Raw genomic sequence first — 18,540 nt, forward strand, 5'->3', positions numbered from 1 at the left:
GGAAAGAAGCACTCTCATATTTTGGGGTAGCCTATGAAGAAAGGCTCCCAACTTTGGGAGGCATCTAAATGGCGTTTACACAGTTTAATTTACAGTCTCCGCCGTTACTAATCTTCATGGGGACAATTCCTAAGGGCTCAACATCCTCAAAAGCAACTGTCAAATCATCTTTCTTTAAAAGGGAACTCATGCGAACCCCCAATACAACAAGGCATTTATGAGAGCCCTTGCTAACAACATGGTCTGGAATCCAGATCCAGTCGTCAGCTGCTTCTTTGGTCCTGGTTAGTTTATGTAACCCGAGTTTCATCTCCCACTGAATACAAGTTTCTACTGCAGGGGCTCGATCAATTTTCTTTTGTTGATGAAAGACTTCCATTGCATTTGCTGTTCCGGAAAAGCTTAAACTGGCTGAGTGGAGAAGGGTTAGCGTTGTTGTTATGAAACCGGTCCAGTATGTATGTTGGCGAGGTTTTTCAGTTAGTGGGACCAGTCGTTTTTTTTTAATTCTTCAATTTGCTGGTCAGCCTTTTCTAATCGAGATTTAAGATCGGCAATTTCAATTTCTTTTTGAGCTAATTCCTCTTGAGCTCTGCAATGCGATACCTTTTCTTCAGATAGTTTTTTATTCAATAAATCACGGCTTGCCCTTGCCCGTTTTACAGCAATTTTTTGCTTTTGGAGCTCATACTTTGATTTTATAGTCTTGCTCTTCCAAGAACTGCGGCTTTCTTCAAGCCATTGAATCGCTTTATCTATTCTTTTTGGTAATTCATTCCTTAATTTATCCATATCCTCTCCTTAGCTTAGGTAAAAGACATTTTGAACAAAATCAAATTGGATGAAAAGCAAAAACTTTACTTAACCCCAAGATTCCCAAAAATTAGGCAATTCCTGACACGCCAGTTCCTTTAAGAGCTTTAAATTTAAAGTCAAGCCGCACCTTTCTCAGGTTAAGAAGTGTAGCCACTACAGCCAAAGCAGCCCCTAGAGCCGCTCCTTTCCAGTGGAAGAAAAACTTTTCCGACTTGGCGGTTCTTGCAACGCCCCAAACTAAGAAATAAGCAAGCGCTGTAGCCGCAACTTTTTCTGCTGTCTTCTTATCTTGCATGGTTCCCAATACAGCGGCGCTTAGCGCTCCTGTTAAGACAACCGGGATGCGGGTTGTCCCATCGAGCATCTTTAAAACAGCTGGGATACAGGGAACAAGCGAAACAGCAAGAACGGCTGTCGGTTCAATATATTTATTAGCGTTGAATATAGGCATGGAGGAACTCCTGTTAAAATTTTATTAAGAATATACAGAAACCGCTTTAAAATGACAAGGATTATTCTTCCTCTTCGTCCTCGTCCTCTTCACCGAAGAGGTAGTCCCCCTCTTCGTCTTCGTCGAGCTCCTCTTCGGCACCAAGGTCGGAGTGAGGATCGAGGTAGAAGGCAAGGGAGGTGGCCCGTGGGAGGGGGAGGTAGTCGCTCTGCTCCTCCTCGGAGAGGGGCTTGGAGTGGAGGACCCGCCAGAAGCAGATGATGATGAAGAGGGCACAGAGGAGGGTGACATAAAGAAAGAGACCGCTCGGACCCACGATTGTCATGAAGAGGGGTGAAACGAGAGGACCGACGATACACCCCGTTCCATAGATGATCATGAGAGCGCAAGTGATCCCGATGATCTTTTTGTCAGAGAAGTGGTCGCAGGTATAGGTGATCGACAAGGGGTAAAGGGTAAAGGAAATCCCCCCGAAGACGATCATGAGAAGGAGGAGGAGCCAGTAAGGATAGTGGGGACTGAGAAAAAGGGCATAGGTTAAGACCATGAGGACCAAGCAGACACCGATGATCACTTTGCGCCGGTTAAAGATGTCGGAGAGGTGGCCGATGGGCCACTGGAGAGCGAGCCCTCCGAGGATGGTGAGTCCCATTACCTGGGAAATCTGGAGAACGGAGAGCTTGATCTCCTTTCCAAAGATGGGGGCCAGCCCATAAAAGGAGCTCATGATCATCCCGGCGATAAAGCAACCAATGGGGCCAAGGGGGGCTTTTTTTAGAATTTGAAAGATGTTGGTGATCGAAGTTTCGAGAAGGAGAGGTCCACTACTTTTCATCATGCAGACGGGGATGAGGGAAAGGGAACTGAGGATAATGGTAATGGCAAAGGGAAAGAGGCTTTCAATGGGCGCTAGGTTGAGCATAAACTGTCCAAATCCTTGGGCGAGGTAGAGGGTGGCCATATAGAGGGAGAGGAGACGCCCTCGACTTTTAATCCCTGAGGAGAGGAGGAGCCAGCTTTCGATGACGATAAAAAAGCCGGAGGCACAAAAACCTGAAAAGAAGCGGAAAAAGGTCCAGGAAACGGGGTCGATAATGAGCGCTTGCATGACAAAAACAAAGGAGTTGACCGAGGCCATAATGGCAAAGGTGCGGATATGGGCAATCCGATCGATCAGCCGCTCGACATAGATGGAGCCGATCATGATCCCTGCAAAGTAGGAAGCGTTCATCACCCCCACAACCCAGCTAGGGGCTCCATCGGCAGCGAGGCGGAGGCTGGCAAAGGTGTTGAAAAAGCCGTTGCCAAGCATCACGATGACGAGGCTGACAAGAGGAGGGATCACACTGCGAAATAGTTTTCTCATGCAGGTCTCTTCTTAATGACGATTTTCATGCTGGCTTCGGGCGAGGTCCATTTCCCATCGGTTCGGATCAAGGGCTGTGTGACGATCATGTACTTCTCCTTTTCAAAGGGGTGCTCGACCTCTCCCCTTTTGGTAATGACCTGTTCAAAGGAGTACCGGATTTCGATCTCGTTGTCACCTTTTTTTGCAGCGGTGATGTCAGAATTGGAAAAGATGGGGAGAAAATACTCTGACTTTTCTCCTAAAAGTTTCATCACTCCTTCCTCAATTGCCGCTTGGAAGGCTTGTTTTCCCACCAGGGAAAAAGCCTCTTGGAGGAAGGAAAAAATGGGGCGATCGGCAGAGGCGATTTTCTCCATCTGTTTATAGACCTCTAAAAGCTTTTCCATCGAAAAGGACTCGGTTTTCGGAGCTTCATAGAGGAGGGTCGCCTCTTCATAAAGATGGAAAGAGGGCCACTCCCGGTTGAGCTCTTTAGCAAAGTTAACGGTCATAAAGGAAAGGGAGGGATCTTCTTCGATCTTTTCGTTAAAGCTGGGGAAGGCTTCGGGATCTCCCGTTACCTTTTCATGGGCTCCTCCCTCTAATTTTTCGATAAAGGAGAGTTCTTTTGCAATCGTCTCGGGACACTCTTCAAAGGCCCAGTCGAGAAGGCCGAGGGTCACCTTGGAAACCTCTTGGATCGAGAGGAGAAAGTCCCACTGGTACTTATTGAGGACGAGGGCGCAAAGACCAAACTGCTCCTCTTCACTCATATGGAAGAGAACCTCTTGCTGATTCCCAAGCTGGATGAGTTGCCGTCGGTTTTCTAGAGGGAGATCGCGGGGTAGATAGCGGCTGGCAAGGTAGGTTTGCAAGGTCTCGATATCTTTTTGGGAGGTCTTTGCCAAGGTGTCGATCAGGTGGTAAAGATCAGAGTTATCTTCTTTCAAATCTTCAAAGTCTTGGTAGGCAAGGACGATCTCTTGAAAGGCCTTGCCTAGCTCTCGGAATTTGGTGAGAAGGGCTCCATTTTTTCGAGAAACCGAGGTGCGTGAGAGGCGGTCATGGGTTCCGGCTGGGGTGAGGCAGTGCTCTTCTTTGAGAGTTTTGTTACAAAAGTTGATGTTTTGGATTTGCCGGTATTGGTTAATCCGCGCTTTTTTCTTGAGCTCATGCCAGATCTTCAAATAATCGAGCCGCTTGCCCCGCGATTTTAGGCGGTGGAGGCGGATACTTTTTTGGTCGCGGATCGGGTTGGTGATGAAGAGGAGGAGCTCACTGGGGTAGAAGATCGCCTTAAATTCGAGGGCATCTTCACTTTCATCCACTTTGGAGGACTGGACCTGGAGGAAGATCGCATTGAGTGATTGGCGGGGATCGCTGTGGTTTTTTTCGGCACGGCACTCCTCGATCCGCTCCCGTAGGGCTTTGAAAAAGGAGAGTTTGCGGGCGGCAAGGGACTGCGCGATCGCATGTTTGGCCTGCTTGTATTTTTTATAGGGATAGACACCAAAGGTGAGGATCGAAAGGAGAAGGTTTTTAAAGGAGTGCATCTTAAACGTGGAGCGGAAGTGATGGGAGACAGCTCCTTGCCATGAATCACGATGATTCACATTGATAAGCTTTACTTCTGGTAATGGCCCTTGGTGCATGGATTTTCTCTCTTAAATCCACCCATACCACGAAGAGAATTATATGTGGAAAAAAAGGGCCAACCCAGGATCAGGCTGGCCCTATCAGATTACTTAACCAACTCAAAGGAGCTAATAAAGTGGTTAAAGTTGCTTTCTTGATAGTGCTTGACATCACACTCCATCGCCAAAAGATAGAGTTGGTTTTCGGCCATGATCACCCGCCCTTTAAAGTAGACCTCTTTCGACTGGATAAAGAAGTCGAGCGCTTTATGTCCGTGTACAGTGGTCAGATCGGCAAAGATCAGCTCATTGTCATGGTTTTGTGTCACAAGACCATTTAAGAAGCTTTCTAGGCTCATCTCCGCATGTTCCTCGGTGACAAATGGAGGATACTGCGCAATAAGCATCATGTAAACCGCTTTTTTCTCATGGGCCGCTACATAGACATCGTAGCGGAGGTTGTACCCCTCTTCAGGAAACGGCATCACTTGCTTTACATGCTCAGGGGAAGAAGGAAGTGAAACCATACACTTTCCATAAACCGAGTGGAATTTCTTCCAACTCACCGCTTCTTCCTGTTTCTGATTTCTTGCTACCAGATGAACCGGTGCTGCTAGAGCTGTTTGAAAGCTCCCCCCCATAAGCAGCACCGCTCCTGTCATCGCAAGCGCTTTTTTTCTAAAGTGTGCAAACATATTCCCCCCTATTACTATGTTGCTAAGGTCGAAACGACCCAACCTACGAGGAATAGAAGGATAGAGACAGTCAGCACTGATAAAAATACATTCAGCAATGCCATCCATGCAGAAAACCCTTGTACTTCCCCTAAAGCATGTAAAAAAATTACAAATCCCCAGACTCCCAAAATCAACTGTCCTATCCCAGCAACCGCGTTAATCGTTGCCGCGACTCCCATAAGATGCTTTTCATACCCCGGTACAAAAAGATTATTCCCATAACAGAGAATTAATCCTGCCCAAATCACCAAAGAAACAGCCATTGGCACGCTTGCCCAATAGGTAGCGGTCCGGATGTGTCTAAAACTCCCCTTTCCCTTGATCAGTTTCCCCAGCACAAAAAAGAAAAAGCTCGTCACATTAAACAGAAGGTAACCGACCGGAATCGCTAAAATCGCTGCCAAAATCAAAATCACGATAAGAGAGCTTGCCCTTCCTAAAGCTAGAAACTGAGAGGCTTGCAGTAAGTACTGGAACCCATAAATCGCGCAAAATGTTGCAAACCGATAGTTTGGATTGTGCTGAGTTAGTGTCCGAATGGTTTGCCGTGGTCTGACCCACATACTGAGCCATGGATTACACCCTAGCACCCGGCGATCGGTATTTTCACTCATATTTGACCCCTCTTTTGAACGCCCTTTGCCCTCCAAAAATTTCGCCTTGTCTTATGGACAATGTTCTCAATTTTAGGAAAGCAAATGCCGCTAAAATAGGCGCACAAATATTGGCAAAAATATCGATCGCCGTGTGCTTTTTCTTTATTCATATCGTTCCCTCAAGCTCTTTTTCCTTGCCACCCTCATCTTTAATCTAGCTCAAAAAAATTAATTTGGCAATAAAAAACTACATAAAAATGTAATTTAAAAATAAAAACAAAGCTGAACGTTTTATTTACATAATATATTGAAAATAGAGAACTAAGAGAAGCGAGGTAAAGACGGGAAACTTAACCGGTTTATAATCAAAAGTCTTATGAAAGATATTAAAAAGACAAAGGATGAGTAGAGAGGGGTACATCACCTGAAGGATGGGGGCAAGGAGACGCACGATCCCCGTAAACTCTAAGGTGGACACCAAGGCTGCAATAGTGAGAACCACAAGGAGGGATAACTCGTAGGAAATCCGTCCCTTAGAGATTCTTTTTTGCAAGAACTCAGCGCAGACAACGGTTAAGGCGATCGCTGTTGTTAAGCAAGTTAGGGCGATGGAGACGCAGACGATAAGGCCAGCGTGGTGTCCTAGGACGACCTGGCCGATCCGCCCGAGGAGCTGCTCAGCTCCCACACCGTCGAGGGAGAGGCTATGGAAGGCGGCTACATAGCTAAATCCAATATAGATTCCGCCGAGGAGTCCGGCACCGATCAAGCTCGCTTTAAAGACCGGGAGGAGAAGACTTTTTTTCTCTCCTGCCTGCTCCTTCAGCTTGCTGTAGACAAGGGAGGAGAAGAAGAAGGCCGCTAGGAGATCCATTGTGTTATACCCTTCCTTTAAGCCATAAAAGAAGGGGTGAGAAACCTGAGAAGAGCCAACTGGGTCGGTTGATGAGAAGAAGACCCCTTTAACGATGATGGCTACGAGGAAGAGGAGGAGGACTGGGGAGAGGACGCTTCCGATGAGGTCGATGATCCGACTTCTCTTCCAAGAGCACAGGAAGAGGATGGCGCAGCTGATGAGGCTAAAGGTGAGTAGGTGGAGACCTGAAAAATAGACTTTCAGCGTTGAGTAGGTCAAGGTGATGCAGCGGGGGATGGCTCCGAAGGGGCCGATCATGCTGAGCAAGATGATGATCACAATGGTTCCGGGCCATTTTCCGATCCGGCTGAAGAAGCTTTCATAATTTCCTTCAAAGAGGGTAATGGAAAAGAGGCCGCTGAAAGGGACCAAAACGGCAGTGAGGATCAGTCCCAGGAGGGCCCAGATGAGGCCTCCTTCAACGGTTTGGCCGATGACAAGGGGGAAGGTGATGTTTCCGGCGCCGAAGAACATAGAAAACATTGCCAGACCGATAGATAAAGATTTATTTTTCATGCACCTATTCTACTCCATAGAAAAATAATAGGCAAGACTGAGGGCGATGGTTTTTTTAATCTAAATTTTGGCATGGTTCAAAATACAGCATGCTGAGGTAACACTTCCCGAAATATGGAGGCCTTTCCACTTTATGTAGTTAATCGGGAGTATTTAGGAGAAAGATGCGTCGGGGGCAAGCCCCCTGCTGCCCCCTTGAGCTTCAACCTGGCAAGCCAAATCGACCCTCCTCGGGGGGCCGTGCAAAGCACTGTTCCGCCCCTCGTTCAGATCAATTTTGCATAGCCATCTTGAAGCCGTGGACACTTCACGACGCAGCTTTTCTTCGCCTTCGGCTCCGAAGCTGTGTTGGTTCAGTGAATTTTTTTGTTATACCCAAACAAGCTCAAGAATTGGTTTTAGGCAACGCGAAAGCTGTCGAAATTCGTCGATCCTAAGTGGCTAAAAACCTGGAAAAAAAACTTGGTCCTTCGTGAAAGATGTGCAAGGTTTTCTAGGAAAAAACCTTTCCAGCGAACTGACATGGCTTCGGAGCCAAAGGCGAAGAAAAGCCATGCGGTGAGCTGTCCGCGGCTTCAGGGCGAACCTGTAAAATTGGCATGAAGGAGAGGCCTGTCTAGGGCTTCGCCCAGACCCCCGACTGAAGGTCCGATTTGACTGTTCGCTTAGCCCCTGGTTGGAGGACAGGAGCGTTTAGATGGATTTTCGATTTTTTGCGAGAAAGTGAGCCTTGCGACGACCCCATAGCCGGTAGGCGCTATTGGGGAGGAGCAAGATCTCTTTATCGGGAAAAAGAAAAAGCCAGATAAATGCTCATGCCCTCTATCCAGGGGCCTAGCTCAAGGGGCAGAGGGGGCGCAGCCCCGACGAATCTCTATATGGATTAATGGAGTTTTCCACCGGTTTAACACCTAAGCCCCTCTCCAAACAAACCATTAAACTTACATTAACTAAAATTAAATGACATGTTTCAAGGCTTGGGTGAGCTCAGGGTAGTGGAACATATAACCAGTCTGCAAGAGACATCGAGGCTCCGCGCGGGTGCTGGTTAGAAGAAGCTCCTTCCCCTTTTGCCCCATAAGAAGACGGACGACAAGCTCAGGAAGCGGAGGTCCCACCCACCTTTTCAACCGCTTGGCTAGCTTCTTGGCAAGAATATCATTGGGAACCGGATTGGGGGAAACCACATTGACCGCCCCATGAATCGTTGGGGTCATCATCACATGATAGAGCGCTCCCACAACATCATCGATCGCCACCCAGCTCACATACTGGTGGCCATCTCCAATCTTTCCCCCAAGCCCCCATTTAAAAGGGAAAAGCATTTTCTTAAGGGCACCCCCTGCAGAACTCAATACCACCCCAAAGCGGGTATGAGCTACCCGAACCCCCTTTTCTTCTAACTCTTTTCCTGCCCGCTCCCACTGCTCACAAATCTCAGTAATGAAAAGTCCTTTACCAGAACCCGAGGCTTCATTCACGAGCTCATCTCCTCGGTTTCCATAATAACCCACTGCTGACGCGCAGATAAAAGCCTGGGGCGGATTTTTCAGTTTTTTAAGAATCTGGACAAGATTTTCCGTTCCCTTCGCTCGACTATCAATGAGCCGCTTCTTTTTCTTCTTGGTCCACCACCCTTTACCAATGCTTTCCCCTGCTAAGTGGATCACCACATCAAACCCTTCAAACTCGTGGAGCTGACACTCCCCTGTCCTCGGATTCCAACAAACACTTTTTTCCTCATTACTCTCCTGTCGCGATAGCTGCCACACATCATGCCCTGCAAACTCAAGGAAATAGGCAACCTCTTTTCCGATCAGTCCATGGGAACCACTGATAAGAATTTTTAGCGGCTCTTTAAAAGGATACTTTTGAAGCATTCCAATATCATGGTCAATCACTTGATGCTTATACTCTAAGATGCTAACCAGGTATTTTTTAACAATAGAGCAAACAAGACTGGAGTAAAAACTCTTCTGAACAAACTCAAAGCCATCAATCACCTCAGAAGTGTGGTTACCTTGAGGAGTGATTTTCATTTCATAGTAGTGTTGTCGAAGAAGCCCTTTTTTTAAAAAGGCTGATAAGTGCTCATTAGCTTTGAATTCAGCGTATTCAAAACTAAGAGTTGTCCAAAAAAATGGAGCTATCCTTACCCGAAAAGAAAGCTCTGACCCTTTCGCCTCGGGACGTCCATTGGAGTTAAGAACCTGAATCTTTTCATAAGGGGGAATGCTTCTTTCTAAAACCCTTGGTCTGACATGCCAATCAAAGATCTCCTTAGCAGATCTATTTACCAGAGACCGGATTTTGAATTTGCATTTTTTTGCCATATGCACATCCTCTATTAAAGCGATGCATATGGTTTTTACTACAACTAAAGATTTTTTGCAAAAAAGAAATAAAACAGGTGCGTGCACGCACCTGTTTATCAGATGAACTACCCTTTGTGTTTAGAGCCGCCGCAGCAAAGAGCTTTACATTTCCCAAGGAAACTTAAACCCCAAACGCCAGCAAGACCAACAATCGCATAAACAACCCGCGATAACCACGATGTATTTCCGCCAAAGAGCCAAGCGACTAAATCAAATTGGAAAAATCCCCAAAGTCCCCAATTTAGGGCTCCTACGAGGATAAGTATCAATGCAATAACACTAATTGCTTTCATAGGTGGTACCTCCTGTCCTATTCATCCCCTATATTTACCGGTTTTCCCTTAATTTTACCACCGTTTGCCACAAAAAACTCAAAAAAGTTTTGACATTTAATGAGATGGTGAATAAAATTTTTTGAAAATAGCTACTTAACCTCAGTTTTGGGTTTAGTTTGCTTAGCTCCAGAGGGAGTTTTGCTTAAATTTTCTCCTTATTTAATCGAAGGTAAGGGTCTAAATGGCCCTTTCCGAGATCAAAAAGGAGAAAAGAAAACTAAAATCCCCTGAGGCTGAGTAAAATAAACCCAAAACTGAGGTTACTTAAGGAGCATCGAGAATTATGAAGGCGTTCAAAGCATTTCTTCTATTAAGCATACTACTACTGGTTTGTACAAGTTTGGAGGGACGCTCGGTTAAGCGCTTTAACTTCAGCGTTTGGACCGACTATACAGGGATGAACCTTAAGGAGCTTTCCCAAGAAGAGCGGACAGCCAAATTACGAAACCTGTTTGAAGACAAGGTCCGCTTTACAAGACGGTACAATACCCGAAGAGCCCTTGTCCGAATCCTTCCTCCTTCTGAATACCCATTCTTTAACCCTGAAAACTTTGATGTCGATGAGGAAGACAACTTCTATTACTGGGCCCTTGAGCTTAGCAAACATTCTGAAGTAGAAGTCGTTTTTGATCCCGATCCTTTCATAGAGACATCTGTAGGCTGGACACAGCAAATCAAAGAGTATATCTACAGCTTACTCGGCTGGGAAATCACTGGTGAACCTCTCTTCGATGGACTAATCGAAAAGCTTGAGTGGGTCACAGCCGTCAACACACTTGGAGAAAATGGGTCGAAAAAACATCCCCTCATTAAAGGAATTACCATCGATCCCAAAGAACTTTCTGATGGCGCCATTCAGCTTGCCATCAACCAACTCGACCATTACAAGCAAGGAAGCGCTGACCATCTTCCTGAGAATGCCTTCCCTTCGATTCGGATGGGAGTTCTCCTCACCCTCGACCAAAAAGAGCTTGCTTTCTGTAACCTCGCCCACTTTCCCTTGCTTACCGATATCCGAGGAAAAAAACCGAACCACATCGATATTATCCCCCCAGAGCACTTCCCCTCACAAGGAGTGCAACACTTAGCCCCCGAATGGCGTATCCATAATAACCGTCCCCTCCTCGATACCGTCTATCTCGACCTTGCCGATCACCGCCTTGTCGAACCCATTTACCAAAACCAAACCTTAGACAAAAAAAACTTAGGACAAGTCCGCGCCCTTGCGCAAGATCTCGGAAATACCTTTAGGGGGACTCCTTTTGTCGAAGGGCCCGGAACAATCACTAACTTCAAAGGGGAAAACAAGGTCTCCGGTCTCTTTACCTTCTTCAAAACAGGAAGTCCTGGAGATGACGAAGGACAACTTATCGCTGGCTCAAAGATCGAAATCCGCCCTCCATTTGTGAGAAAAGCGGTCACCCGCACCTTAGCTGAAAATCCTGAAAACAACCGAAAATGTGCCTTGAACGCAGGGTTTAGCCTCCACGATGATATCATCGAAGCAAAGTACTATGTAACCGCGACCCCCGTGAACTGGTCTGCTCCCAGGATCTCCAACTATATCCGCTCTCGCATCTACTTCGTCTTTTCAACCGAGTTTGAACCGAATGAAAACGAATTTTTTGGAAACTGGAGCCTCGAAAACTTTATGAACTTTGTCTATAACCCAAGCAAAAAGATGGGCTTTCTATACGAACCCCTCTTCACCAACTTTAATGGACGAAAGGAAACGGCTCTCAATAACTTCGTGATCCACGACTTTACGACAATCCCAAATGGAGTCCCCTACAAAGAGTGTGACTGGAAGCTTGGCAATTGCCCACATCGGTAGGTTTTGCTTGCCTTTTACTCTTTATTTGAGGTAAAGTAGGTTCTTTACCAAGGAGACTCTTTTGTCAAATTTAGATAAGGAAACGATTGAGCATCTCACCCGCCTTAGCCGGATCCGCTGCTCAGAAAAAGAGGTCGATACCCTCCTCAAAAACCTCCAGTCGATTTTGGGATATATCGACCAGATGAAAGAGGTCGATACCGAAGATGTCCCCGTCTGCAACCACGTGAGTGAAGAGATCGGGATGGTTGTTCGTGAGGACGAAGTAAGCGAATCCCTTCCAAGAGAAACCTTCCTAGAAAATAGCCCCTCCCAGGTGGGAGGAATGATCCGAGTCCCCCCTGTTATAAAGTAAGAGCCATGTATAGAAAATCAGCCTTAGAACTCCACCGCGCCTTTACCGAAGGAGAGCTCACCGCCTCCGCAATTACCGCCTATTTCCTCCAAAGGATCCAGTTATTAGATGGGGAGCTCCAATCTTTTTTGAATGTTTTTGCTGACCGTGCCATGGAAAAAGCGGAAAAGCTCGATGCTAAGCGCGCTGCTGGGCAGCTGGTTGGCAAACTTGCTGGCGTCCCCATCGCGATCAAAGACAACATCCAAATCAAAGGGGAAATCACCACCTGCGCCTCTAAATTTCTTTCGAATTACTCCGCCCCTTTCGATGCAACGGTGACCCGCCTCATCGAAGAGCAAGATGGCATTCTCATCGGAAAAACCAATATGGATGAGTTTGCGATGGGCTCCTCGACAGAACACTCTGCCTATCAGCTCACCCGCAACCCTTGGAGTCTTTCCCACGCACCGGGAGGCTCTTCTGGAGGCTCTGCCGCTGCCGTCGGAGGACGCCTTGCTCCCATTGCTTTAGGAAGTGACACGGGAGGATCGATCCGCCAACCTGCAGCGTTTACAGGGACTGTCGGTTTTAAGCCGACCTATGGACGGGTCTCCCGCTACGGCCTTGTTGCCTTCGGCTCGTCACTCGACCAGATCGGCCCGCTAACAACCACCGTTAAGGATGCCGCCCTCATGATGGAAGTGATGGGCCACCCGTGCGACTACGATGCCACTAATGTCAAAAAGCCCGGAGAACCCTACCTCGACCACATGGAAACCTCCCTCCAGGGAAAAACCGTCGGAGTCCCCTGGAAATTTTTAGGAGATCTTTCAGAGACTTCTCGCCAAGAGTTTGAAAAAGGGCTCGAAGTCTTAAAAGAGCTTGGGGTAAATATCGTCGAAGTCAATCTCGAAAAGCTGAGGTATGGAATTCCGATCTACTACATCCTTTCAACAGCAGAGGCCTCGACAAACCTCGCCCGTTTCGATGGGGTTCGCTATGGAAAACGGTCAGAAAAAGCAAAAACCCTCGATGAAATCTACGACCTTTCAAGAGAAGAGGGGTTTGGCCCTGAGGTGAAACAACGGATCCTTTTGGGAACCTTTGTCCTCTCTTCAGGCTACCAAGAGGCCTACTACAAAAAAGCGCAAAAAATCCGCACCTTGGTGATCGAAGAGTACAAAAAAGCGTTCGAGATCTGTGATGTCGTGGCGATGCCTTCCACGCCAACACCCGCCTTTGAACTCGATGGTATTAAGGACCCACTAGATATGTATTTGCAAGACCTCTACACGGTTGGGGCAAACCTGGCCGGCCTTCCCGCCATTAGTGTCCCTTGTGGGACAAATAGCTCGGGTCTTCCCCACGCCATCCAGTTTTTGGGACCCCAGATGGACGACGGAAAAGTGCTCCACTTCGCCCACCAATTTGAAAAGGGACGGGGGCTTAAAGAGTTTATCCCTCCCCTATTTAACAAGGAGGTCGAGTGATGAGCCCTATCCCTTATGAAGAGTGGGAGCCCGTGATTGGCCTCGAAGTCCACGCCCAGCTCAAAACCCGTTCCAAAATTTTTGCCCGCTCTCCCAACCGGTTTGGTGATGAGCCCAACACCAATATCGAGATCGTCGACACCGGGCAACCCGGAGCCCTTCCCGTCCTCAACCAAGAGGCGGTTGAAATCGCCGTCCGCTTTGGATGTGCGATCGACGCAAAGGTGGCCGAGTTTAGCAAGTTTGACCGGAAATCTTACTTCTACCCCGACTCCCCCCGCAACTTTCAAATCACCCAATTCGATATGCCCATTATTATCGGGGGAAAAGTAATCGCCGATGTTGAAGGAAAAACCAAAACCTTTGAGATCCACCATGCCCATCTAGAGGATGATGCAGGGATGCTCAAACACTTTTCTGACTTTGCAGGGGTCGACTATAACCGGGCCGGCGTCCCCCTACTCGAAATCGTCTCCGAACCTTGCATGTTCTCCCCTAAAGAGGCCACAGCCTTCGCCACCACCTTAAAAACGATCTTAGAATATCTCGACGTTTCTGACTGTAACATGGAAGAGGGATCGATGCGGATCGACACCAACGTCTCGGTTCGCCCAAAAGGAGACAAAACCCTCCGCAATAAGGTGGAGATCAAAAACCTCAACTCTTTTAACTATATGGAAATTGGGATTGAGTCGGAGATCCGCCGCCAGATCCGCGCCTATACCGAGCGTCCCGATGAAGATCCCAATGTCGTCGTCCCTAGCGCTACCGTCCGCCTTGACCTCGATAAAAAAGAGACGGTCATGATGCGCTCCAAAGAAGAGGCGAAGGACTATCGCTACTTCCCCGAGCCCGACCTTCCCCCGATCATTCTTACCAAAGACTATGTTGAAAAGATCCGAAGAGAGCTTCCCGAGCTTCCCCACCAGCGGTACGAGCGCTACACTGAAAAACTGGAGCTGACCCCCTATAACGCCTCGATCCTCGTCAATGACAAATCGCTCTCTGACTATTACGAAGCAGCTCTTAAATTTTGCAAAAATGCCTCCTCCCTTTGCAACTGGGTGACCGTCGAATTTGTCGGCCGCTTTAAAGAGAGTAGCACTCCCCTCTACAAATCGGGGATCCTTCCCGAGCATGTGGCCCGCCTCGTCACCTTCATCGACACCAAAGCGATCACCGGCCGGATCGCCAAGCAAGTTGCCGATGTGATGGTGGCAAACCCGGGGAAAGATCCCGAACTTATCATCAAGGAAAATCCCAACTTCCAAGCCGTTCATGACACCTCAGCGATCGAGCCCTTCGTCGATCAGGTCCTTGCCGCCAATGAGCAGTCGGTGATCGACTTCAGAAACGGGAAGGACAAAGCCTTTAACTTCCTCGTCGGGCAGGTGATGAAGCTTTCTAAGGGGAAAGCTTCCCCGGATGTGGTCAAAGAGCTATTAACCAAAAAAATCTCCGGAGACTGAGATGTCTATTGCCAATATTATACGGAGCGTAAGCAGATATTTTCAGGTTGTTTGCGCTCGCTATAGCTATCTTGCTAGCGCATAAACGAGTGGTTTTTTTTGATAATTAAAAAAGATCCGAATAAGACCCTGTATCGGCAAGGATAATTGATGAAGGGGTTTTTCGGTAAACGAGAAGCTAGTCAGGCTCTATATGACACTCCCAGTACCCCTTATAATTCCCTCTCAATGGATGGTTTTTATAGTTCGGTGGAAGAGGTTTCTTATTTCTAAGAAGTTCACCCACATAGTATATCTTTTCAAGGTCTTTTCCCCTACGTCTCATCTTTTTAAGCGAACGTTCAAAAGTCTTTGTCGCTTCAAGTTTTAGAGGCATCAGAGGCCAAGCGCCTCAAAAAGATCACCCATACTTTTATAAGTGGTTCGTCCTCCTTTCTGCTCAGCTTCTTTCATCGCTTTACGTGTTCTAGCATTCGGCTCCTTATGAGGATAAAGAATTGGTTCTAGCGCTAATAAAGTAAGATCTTTCATTGTAACGCCGTACCTTTCAGCTTCACGCTTCAACTTCTTGTGATCCCTAATTGACATATTGATTGAAAACTTTGTCGTATCTGTCGCCATAAAAACCCCTGTTTACGCTGATTGTAACCCTATAACCAGCGTGAATCAAGTAAAAAGATCGATTCGCGCTGGCTATAGCATTATAATCAGTACGAAACCCTATTTTTTAGCTGTTCACGCTGGTTGTCCTCAAAAAAAGTGCCATTTAGCCCCCTATCTTCGACCCAAAAAAAGAAAACTTAAGCCAAGCTCCCTTAGGAATTGAGCGAACTAAACCCAACACTGAGGTCAATAGCATCCACTAGGTCAGAGTCTATCTCTGGATAGCTTGGAGGAAGACTCTGCAGGGCCTTCATCCCCTCAATATCACTTTCATAGATCTCAAGTTGAAGTTTGTAGGTACGACGGGTCTTTGTGCAGACCAGGGTTTGAGGAGATCCTATTCTTTCGGTTACATGGGATACATCAACACCAAGATAGCCAATGACATTGTGAAGGTGCTGGCGACGATCTTTCCTGACCCGGAAACGGTGGATTTCCTCCAGAGGGTCTAAGAGGAAAGAGTGAAGCTCTTTGCAATCCTCGCACTTACAAGAAGGCTTTGCTTCTATTTTCCAGTCCGCAGGTGGTTGAGGTGGATGACCGCTCCTTTCTAAGAGAACTTTTCCAATATACTTCCAAATAAGAACGAGCTCCTTCTGCTGCTTAAAAATCTCTTTATTTGCTTGATGAAGCTCCTGTAGGGCAGGAAGAAGGACAAATTTAGGGTCAAATATTGAGGAATTTGCAATCACCGCATGAGCCGCATTGTTAGCAAGATCTGTTAGCTCAAAGGCGATTAAAACCCTCCAAAGCTTGATAACAAAAAGAGGCTCAATCTCTACCTTTATCTTCGGAATAAAGGTAACCACTTTAGAAACCACCCCTTCTAAAGTCCCCTTATCAAGACCATTTTCCATCAGCAGAGCTAAAAGCTCCACACAAGCAATAGGTTTTTTCTCTATCCGAGAAGCAATAAGCTGAGGCAGTAAATCGGCAGGAAGGTGTTTTCCCAAGAAGAGAATCGCCTTGATTAGGCTGGCATTATCGCTTTCATCATAGACTCGATAAAGAACCGTCTCGATAAACCTTATGACAAGACTTTTCTCACCAGTAGCAATCAGAGCTGAAAAGAACTGCTCCTTAGAAGAAAGCTCTCTGGCGAAGCGGTAAGAAGAGTCTTCAAGAATCGACTCCAATCGATCTAAAGTCTTTTCCCCTGCTTTGAGAATCAGATTCTTCGAACCACCTGATTGAACCATCTCGTTGAGATAGGGAATCACATTTTCTACACCCCCTTGAAGAAGAACCTCAGCATACCGCTCTTTTTTCCAAATGACGAGAGCAGCGCAGCGGTAAAACCGCTCAAACGTTGCCCCTTCGTTTCCAGTTGCTTCGGTAAGATACTGCTCATCGGGAGGCACGCCATCAAGGTCTCCAGCGGGAAGAGCCTCTCCTCCCTCTAAAGGAACCCTCCCAAAGTCCATAGAAACATTGGAGCTATTTATCCAGTTGTCGATATACGCTTCCCTGTAGTCAACTTCAACAATATCAAGGTCAGTATAGGAGACATCCAACCTCTCTCCACGAGAGTAGTAAAGATCATCGTCATAATATTCAGCAGGCCCCGACTCTTCAATATGCACAATGCCGAGATAAACCTCGCAACCAGCATTAGCCGCCCCTTTTTTTAAAACATGGACCAAAGCAGCATCTTGGCTTTTTAAGGTGTCAAACGAAAGCTCACTAGAGGTATACTCGTGTTCAAGAAGCCAAGCAATCTTGGGAGGAGAGGAAGGATCATCAAAAAAGGCTTCAAGATGCTCTTGAACCCCTGCAACCTCTTGGTCGTAAATAGGGGGTGTCAACTTAGCAGACTTTTCATCAGAACTCCAAATAAGGTTATAGGTCAAACAGATCCTATTTCCCGCTTCAATCGGAAGCACTTCATGCTCACAATCTGCATAGAATGCCGCAAAACAGATTGTGGAGACCTCCTCTACAGGATTGAGGTTGATCTTTTTTTCCTTGCCCAAATGGCGAACGATAAGCTCTCCCCCTGCGTGTACCGAAGGAAGGGAGAGAACAAGAGTTGCAAACATCCCATCCGCTTTTTCAGTATCCCGATGGGGCAGGAAAAAGCCCCCTTTCTCATAAACGAGCATTTTATATAGCTCTGCTCTGACGCTCTTTTCCTGACAACCAAGATCCTTCTTCACCTTTGAAAGGATGTCATCCAGATGCCCCTCCCATGAGCTCCCTTTTATCGAAACCTGCTCGGGGCTCAGCTGCCAAACATTCCTCACCGAAGTATCGACAAGAGTCTCTTCTCCCCTTCCATAAGGAGCACGCACACTCTCTTCAACCAATCTTCTGGCCTGCTCTTCAGGAATCGGAAAAGACAAAGCCCCAATATTCTCAACCTCTATTCTCGGCATCGGAATTTCAACAGCACCCTCCGCACAATAGCTCCCAGGGCGATCAACATTTGATAAAAGGCTTTCCAACGCCCCTAAGTCTCGGTTATATTCAATTTCAATATCTTCCATTTCTTACCAACTTTTTGATTAACAGAGTCTACCTTTTAACATACAAAATTGATCACCATTATCAGATGTGTATGAAATTTTGATACCTATTGCTTTCTCCATAGCTTTTGACTAAAAAGGAAATTTTATTTTAGCTTGCAACTAAATTTTTGTAAAGATTTTTTTGCTCGTGAGTGGCAACGCCAGCGATTATGAATGAGTCGTGCAACTTGAAAATGCTGCCCCTAAACCTTAATGATAAAGATGGTTGCCTCAGTAGTATTTTATCGCTTTTCCATCAAGAGATCATGTTGGAGGAAATTGCACACTTTAGTAATGGATCTGCTACAATAAGAAAATGTTTTTGCTTAAAAAACCTATTTCCAATAAAGAGAAATTGAGTAGGTTTTTAAGAGGCCTGTCCTAATTTAAAATTAATTAGATTTTTTAGCATTTTCTAAAGAAATTTTTCTGCGGAGAATGCAGTCAACTTTGTAAAGTTGTCAAATTCGAGCAGGGAAATTAATTAGAAAAGGCAAAAAAGATAAAAATTTTAAA

The 18,540-nt window shown here is 46.5% G+C and carries 17 protein-coding genes; 4 read left to right on the forward strand and 13 right to left on the reverse strand.

The window, feature by feature from the left end; translation table 11 throughout:
• Positions 1 to 64: 64 nt before the first annotated feature.
• The 10 genes from NEPTK9_RS05170 to NEPTK9_RS05215 form a co-directional block, all read right to left on the reverse strand.
• Positions 65 to 379 carry a hypothetical protein gene (locus tag NEPTK9_RS05170; RefSeq protein ID WP_194847767.1) on the reverse strand — a complete coding sequence of 105 codons (315 nt, stop codon included), beginning with the start codon at positions 377 to 379 and terminating at the stop codon, positions 65 to 67.
• A 101-nt stretch (positions 380 to 480) separates the two neighbouring features.
• A complete protein-coding gene (locus tag NEPTK9_RS05175; protein ID WP_194847768.1) occupies positions 481 to 792 on the reverse strand; it encodes a hypothetical protein in 312 nt (103 codons plus the stop codon).
• A 91-nt stretch (positions 793 to 883) separates the two neighbouring features.
• Entirely contained in the window at positions 884 to 1,267 is a 384-nt protein-coding gene (locus NEPTK9_RS05180; protein ID WP_194847769.1) for a hypothetical protein, read from the reverse strand.
• A 61-nt stretch (positions 1,268 to 1,328) separates the two neighbouring features.
• Positions 1,329 to 2,633, reverse strand: a complete 1,305-nt coding sequence (locus NEPTK9_RS05185) for an MFS transporter (protein ID WP_194847770.1) — start codon at positions 2,631 to 2,633, stop codon at positions 1,329 to 1,331.
• Positions 2,630 to 4,228, reverse strand: a complete 1,599-nt coding sequence (locus NEPTK9_RS05190; protein ID WP_194847771.1) for a hypothetical protein — start codon at positions 4,226 to 4,228, stop codon at positions 2,630 to 2,632. Before NEPTK9_RS05190 ends, NEPTK9_RS05185 begins: the two co-directional genes overlap by 4 nt.
• Before the next feature lie 128 nt (positions 4,229 to 4,356).
• Positions 4,357 to 4,944: a hypothetical protein gene (locus NEPTK9_RS05195; protein ID WP_194847772.1), complete on the reverse strand. Its 588-nt coding sequence runs from the start codon at positions 4,942 to 4,944 to the stop codon at positions 4,357 to 4,359.
• Between the two features lie 14 nt (positions 4,945 to 4,958).
• Positions 4,959 to 5,600, reverse strand: a complete 642-nt coding sequence (locus NEPTK9_RS05200; protein WP_194847773.1) for a YIP1 family protein — start codon at positions 5,598 to 5,600, stop codon at positions 4,959 to 4,961.
• A gap of 277 nt (positions 5,601 to 5,877) precedes the next feature.
• The gene (gene brnQ, locus NEPTK9_RS05205) at positions 5,878 to 7,014 is read right to left on the reverse strand and encodes a branched-chain amino acid transport system II carrier protein (protein ID WP_194847774.1); all 1,137 of its coding nucleotides are present in this window, start codon (positions 7,012 to 7,014) and stop codon (positions 5,878 to 5,880) included.
• Positions 7,015 to 7,970: 956 nt separating this feature from the next.
• Positions 7,971 to 9,347, reverse strand: a complete 1,377-nt coding sequence (locus tag NEPTK9_RS05210) for a TIGR01777 family oxidoreductase (RefSeq protein WP_194847775.1) — start codon at positions 9,345 to 9,347, stop codon at positions 7,971 to 7,973.
• A 107-nt stretch (positions 9,348 to 9,454) separates the two neighbouring features.
• Positions 9,455 to 9,682: a DUF378 domain-containing protein gene (locus NEPTK9_RS05215; RefSeq protein ID WP_194847776.1), complete on the reverse strand. Its 228-nt coding sequence runs from the start codon at positions 9,680 to 9,682 to the stop codon at positions 9,455 to 9,457.
• Positions 9,683 to 10,007: 325 nt separating this feature from the next.
• Here NEPTK9_RS05215 and NEPTK9_RS05220 point away from each other — a divergent pair, with 325 nt between their 5' ends.
• The 4 genes from NEPTK9_RS05220 (at position 10,008) to gatB (ending at position 14,854) form a co-directional block, all read left to right on the forward strand.
• Positions 10,008 to 11,558, forward strand: coding sequence for a hypothetical protein (locus NEPTK9_RS05220; protein WP_194847777.1), 1,551 nt, complete (start codon positions 10,008 to 10,010; stop codon positions 11,556 to 11,558).
• Positions 11,559 to 11,619: 61 nt separating this feature from the next.
• Positions 11,620 to 11,913, forward strand: a complete 294-nt coding sequence (gene gatC / locus NEPTK9_RS05225) for an Asp-tRNA(Asn)/Glu-tRNA(Gln) amidotransferase subunit GatC (protein WP_194847778.1) — start codon at positions 11,620 to 11,622, stop codon at positions 11,911 to 11,913.
• Positions 11,914 to 11,918: 5 nt separating this feature from the next.
• Complete coding sequence (gatA, locus tag NEPTK9_RS05230; protein WP_194847779.1) at positions 11,919 to 13,385, forward strand: Asp-tRNA(Asn)/Glu-tRNA(Gln) amidotransferase subunit GatA; 1,467 nt, start codon at positions 11,919 to 11,921, stop codon at positions 13,383 to 13,385.
• On the forward strand, positions 13,385 to 14,854 hold the full coding sequence (gene gatB / locus NEPTK9_RS05235) for an Asp-tRNA(Asn)/Glu-tRNA(Gln) amidotransferase subunit GatB (protein ID WP_194847780.1): 1,470 nt from the start codon (positions 13,385 to 13,387) through the stop codon (positions 14,852 to 14,854). Before gatA ends, gatB begins: the two co-directional genes overlap by 1 nt.
• A gap of 178 nt (positions 14,855 to 15,032) precedes the next feature.
• On the opposite strand, the gene NEPTK9_RS10005 is transcribed toward gatB, so the two are convergent.
• From NEPTK9_RS10005 to NEPTK9_RS05250, 3 genes are all read right to left on the reverse strand, one after another.
• The gene (locus NEPTK9_RS10005; RefSeq protein ID WP_194847781.1) at positions 15,033 to 15,230 is read right to left on the reverse strand and encodes a type II toxin-antitoxin system YafQ family toxin; all 198 of its coding nucleotides are present in this window, start codon (positions 15,228 to 15,230) and stop codon (positions 15,033 to 15,035) included.
• The gene (locus tag NEPTK9_RS05245) at positions 15,230 to 15,475 is read right to left on the reverse strand and encodes a hypothetical protein (RefSeq protein WP_194847782.1); all 246 of its coding nucleotides are present in this window, start codon (positions 15,473 to 15,475) and stop codon (positions 15,230 to 15,232) included. Before NEPTK9_RS05245 ends, NEPTK9_RS10005 begins: the two co-directional genes overlap by 1 nt.
• Before the next feature lie 194 nt (positions 15,476 to 15,669).
• Complete coding sequence (locus NEPTK9_RS05250; protein WP_194847783.1) at positions 15,670 to 18,003, reverse strand: 2OG-Fe(II) oxygenase; 2,334 nt, start codon at positions 18,001 to 18,003, stop codon at positions 15,670 to 15,672.
• Positions 18,004 to 18,540: the final 537 nt, after the last annotated feature.

It is taken from the genome of Candidatus Neptunochlamydia vexilliferae (assembly GCF_015356785.1).
Lineage (GTDB): Bacteria > Chlamydiota > Chlamydiia > Chlamydiales > Simkaniaceae > Neptunichlamydia > Neptunichlamydia vexilliferae.